Below are 4419 nucleotides of genomic sequence, written 5' to 3'. Positions count from 1 at the left end.
TGCCGTCCTCGGCCACGCCGGAGTAGGTGAAGTTGACTACCACATCCTCGTCGGCCACCTGGTCGATGCTGACGGTGAAGGCAGCAGTCTCACCCTCGGTGACGCTGCTTTGATCGGCGACGATGCCGACCACAGGCGCATCCTGGGCATCGAGAATGGTGGTGTCGGCGCTGTTGTTGGCACCAATGCTGGCATCGGCTCCGCTGACACTGTCGATGGTGACGGTGAAGTCTTCGGCGCCTTCATAGATACCGTCGTTAATGGTGCTGATATCCAGCGGCACACTGGTGCTGCCGGCGGGAATGGTGACACTGGCAACGCCGGTGAAGTCGCTGCCGTCCTCGGCCACGCCGGAGTAGGTGAAGTTGACTACCACATCCTCGTCGGCCACCTGGTCGATGCTGACGGTGAAGGCGGCAGTCTCACCCTCGGTGACGCTGCTTTGATCGGCGACGATGCCGACCACAGGCGCATCCTGGGCATCGAGAATGGTGGTGTCGGCGCTGTTGTTGCTGCCTATCTCAAGTTGTTCAAGGCTATTATCGACGTCAGTAACACCACTAATGACGACGCTTAGATTTTCGCTATTTTCATAGACACCATCGTTAATGGTATTAACCGTAAAGCTTTGCTGGCTATCACCGGTAATGGTCACGCTTGGAGGTAAATTATCAACATCTGCCGCAGATGCTGTACCACTCCAATCAAGTGCAAGGGTAACCGAAGCACCACTAGGAAGGGTTACCGGGTTACCGTTGGCATCGACCAAAGTCACTGTATAAGTGATTTCACCACCTTCAGCGACACTGGTTTTGTCTACGCTGATCTGGGCAAAAACGGTGTCGGTAGTGTCATTTACCAGTGTGGAAGCTGTGTCACTGGTATCCAGGTTTTCAAAATTACCACCTTGTGCACTATCTATACCTACGGTCAGAGTTTCCGCATCAACAAATACATCATCGCTGGGAGCGTCAACGGTTACAGTGCCGGAGGTTTGACCGGCTGCAATGGTGATGCTGGCGCCGTTGGACAGGGTCAGTACCAGGTCGGTTTCAGGGGCATTATTGACCGTGGCGGTATAGGTGATCTGGCCGCCTTCATTCACTTCAGCCGGGGCGGTCAGGGTGACCGCGGTGGTATCTATGGTGTCATTGACCTGTGTATCGACACTATTGCCGAGGTTCAGGTCTTCATAGTTGCCGCCCTGGGCGTCGGTGATGCCGACCGTGAGGATTTCACCGTCCTGATAGACATCATCAGTCGGTGCATCAACGGTGACAGTGCCTTCGGTCTGACCGGCCGCAATGGTGATGCTGGCGCCGTTGGACAGGGTCAGTACCAGGTCGGTTTCAGGGGCATTGTTGACCGTGGCGGTATAGGTGATCTGGCCGCCTTCATTCACTTCAGCCGGGGCGGTCAGGGTGACCGTGGTGGTATCTATGGTGTCATTGACCTGAGTATCGACACTATTGCCGAGGTCCAAGTTTTCATAGTTGCCGCCCTGGGCACCGGTGACATTGACCGTGAGGGTTTCACCGTCCTGATAGACATCATCAGTCGGTGCATCAACGGTCACGGTGCCGGACGTCTGACCTGCCGCGATGGTGATGCTGGCGCCGTTGGACAGGGTCAGTACCAAGTCAGTTTCGGGGGCATTATTGACCGTGGCGGTATAGGTGATCTGGCCGCCTTCATTCACTTCAGCCGGGGCAGTCAGGGTTACCGTGGTGGTATCTATGGTGTCATTGACCTGAGTATCGACACTATTGCCGAGGTCCAAGTTTTCATAGTTGCCGCCCTGGGACTCAGTGACACCGACATTCAGTACTTCACTGTCCAAGTAGACATCATCGCTGGGGGCGTCGACGGTAACACTGCCTGAAGTTTGGCCAACAGGGATCACTATCGTTGCGCCGTTGGACAAGGTCAGAACCAAATCACTTTCCAGAGGAGCATTGTCTACAACAGCAGTGTAGGTAATGCTGCCACCCTCGTTGACTTGGGTTGGCGCCAACAAGGTTACAGTGCTGGGAGCAACTTGAGTCAACTCGAAGGTGTTTTGTGACAAGCCATCTTGCAGTGTAATGGCATCAGCTTCGACGCCCGCTGAATCGTAGCCACTGGCAGCCAGAGTTTCTGCCCCACTTCTTGCCAAGGAAACAAAGCCGGACGTCCCCTCATTCCCTTGAGCTCCACCGGCAGCAGTATCAGGCAATGAAGCGGTTGGATCTTCTCCCGCAGCGATAAGGGCCTGTAGCTGAGCAATTTCAGAATCTGTTGCAGAATCGGCACTTTGCAACGCTTCCTGAGGGACTTCAGCTTCACTTCCAAGACTGCTTCCGTCACTGAGCAAGAGCTCTATTTGTGCATCATTATCGACAAAAACTTCGCTTCCCTGCGCGACGAAGTCGCCCTGTTGTAGTGGCACTTGCTGGCCATTTGACATGACATAAGCCTTGCCATTCAAAGTCTTAACTTGACCATCTTGTGTAGTGATAAGTGCTTTCATGTCCCGCCCCCGGCGCTTGCAATATCCGTATCAATAAAGTTGCAGCCCAATAGGTTTGGGTTGCAAGTTGGCAAATAGTGTAAATCTCTTGGGTGCGATTTTAGATTAATTAGTTTCAAAGGTCAATTTTTTGACGCTATTTGCAAATTTGTTAATTTGCTGATTTAAAAGAAATATTTTTTGCTGTTGATTAATAAAAAAACAGGAGCCTGCGGCTCCTGTTGATTCTATTGAAAAAATTATTGCTTAAGGTTAGGGAATTAATTGTTCCTCGGATGAATAAGTATAGTTAGGCTCTGGAAGAGAAGCCTGAACAACAGGTTGAGTGACCAACAATGCACCGTCGGAGATAAGGGATTGAATAATCACACCTTCATCTGTAGTTCCATACTCTGTGGACAGATCCACACCATTGAGAACTATGGTGACACTGTCCCCTCCGGCACCTGTTGTGTCGACACTTATGATGGTGTTGCCACCCACAAAGCTGAAGTCCAGGTAATCATCCAAAACCCCGTTTTCTTCATTGACCAAGATGTCTGATAAATCCAGTGCATCAGTGTTAGGGTCGAAGTTATAGACTTCATCAGTGCTGCCATCTGCAGACCCTGCATCCCAGATCAATATATCTCTGTCATTGTCTATACCTGCATCCAAGCGATCACTGCCGGGGCCGCCAACCAGATAGTCGGCACCTGTACCGCCAAAGATGTAGTCATTGCCGGCGCCACCCAGTAGTTGGTCATCACCTTCCAGACCATAGATGGTGTCATTTCCTTCGCGACCGACTATTTCATCGCTTTGGTTTGCCCCGGTGAGCGAGTCACTTTGAGTGCTACCAAAGATGAGATTATCTATGTCGTCGGTTCCTGTTACCGTAATGGCATCATCAGGTAGCAGCTCGTGAGTAAATACAGCTTGTACATACCTGGCCTGATAACTGCCTCCATCATTGTCGAAGTAAGTAATGGTCCATAGATCGCCTGCTTGGGCCGGATTCAAAGTCAGGTAGTCGGCGAGAGTTACTGAGTTATCCGATTCTTGCACTATCTGATCGTAGCCAATACTGGCCTTCATCAAGCCTGAATCCGCATCATAGAACCAAGTCTGTTCGACGCTATCGACGGGATCTGCCAACAGCACTATGAAGGTTATGCCGTTAATGGTAAGCCTGACTGAGACCTCTGTTTCCCGCTTACTGCCCGCGGTAGTGTCAATGTCTCTCTCATCTCCGGGAATTGGAATGGCAAAGGGCGATTTCTGGTAATCGGTAAACAGATCCAGGCTACCATTGGCTGGATCTAAATTAATGGCATCGGCGAATCCGCCACTGATACTGAGGACAGCATCCTGATCATTCCCTGAGGTCAAAGGCGATGAACCATCACCTATGGTGACACTTTCCCCTCCCAAGCTGTTACCCGGCACAGCATGGATGATGAAGTCGCCATCAACCTGATCTGTACCTGAGTTGACTGTGAAGGTCAGAGAAATATCCAGTTGTTCCTCTATGTCACCGTTATCCCCCGGCATATAGACCAGACTGCCCAACTCTGTGGCAGATAAGGCCTCAGGATTGTTAAAGTCATACTGCACCAGCATCTGGATGTCTTCATCCCAATACCAAATGGAGCCTATCTCGGCGGTTTCCCCCGGATCGATAAACTCAAGGCTCAAGTTTGTTATGCTAATGTCATCCGTGGCATCTACATCGGTTGGAACATCAATATTCAGCGGATAACCGGCAAGATAAGGATCCGAGAGTTGCAATAGGGAGGCCGGAACCCAGATCTCTTTGGCAAATTCGCCTTCAACCGGGTCGTTGGTACCATTGATGGTGATTGTCACGGTTTCAGTATCAGTGCCGCCGTTGCCGTCATCGACCGTGACATCAAAGCTCAAGGTGATGG

Annotated in this window: 2 protein-coding genes; both read right to left on the bottom strand. The window is 51.3% G+C overall.

What is annotated here, in order from left to right; all coding sequences use genetic code 11:
- Positions 1-2509 (bottom strand): retention module-containing protein (locus tag ON072_RS20830; RefSeq protein WP_274626177.1); only part of this gene is annotated, 2509 nt, incomplete at its 3' end.
- 252 nt (positions 2510-2761) lie between these two features.
- The coding region (locus ON072_RS20825; protein WP_274626176.1) for a calcium-binding protein at positions 2762-4419 on the bottom strand (1658 nt) is incomplete at its 5' end.

Source organism: Shewanella sp. K8 (assembly GCF_028823715.1).
Lineage (GTDB): Bacteria > Pseudomonadota > Gammaproteobacteria > Enterobacterales > Shewanellaceae > Shewanella > Shewanella algae.
The sequence above is the reverse complement of the archived record's forward strand: the minus strand, read 5'-3'. Positions and strand labels throughout refer to the sequence as shown.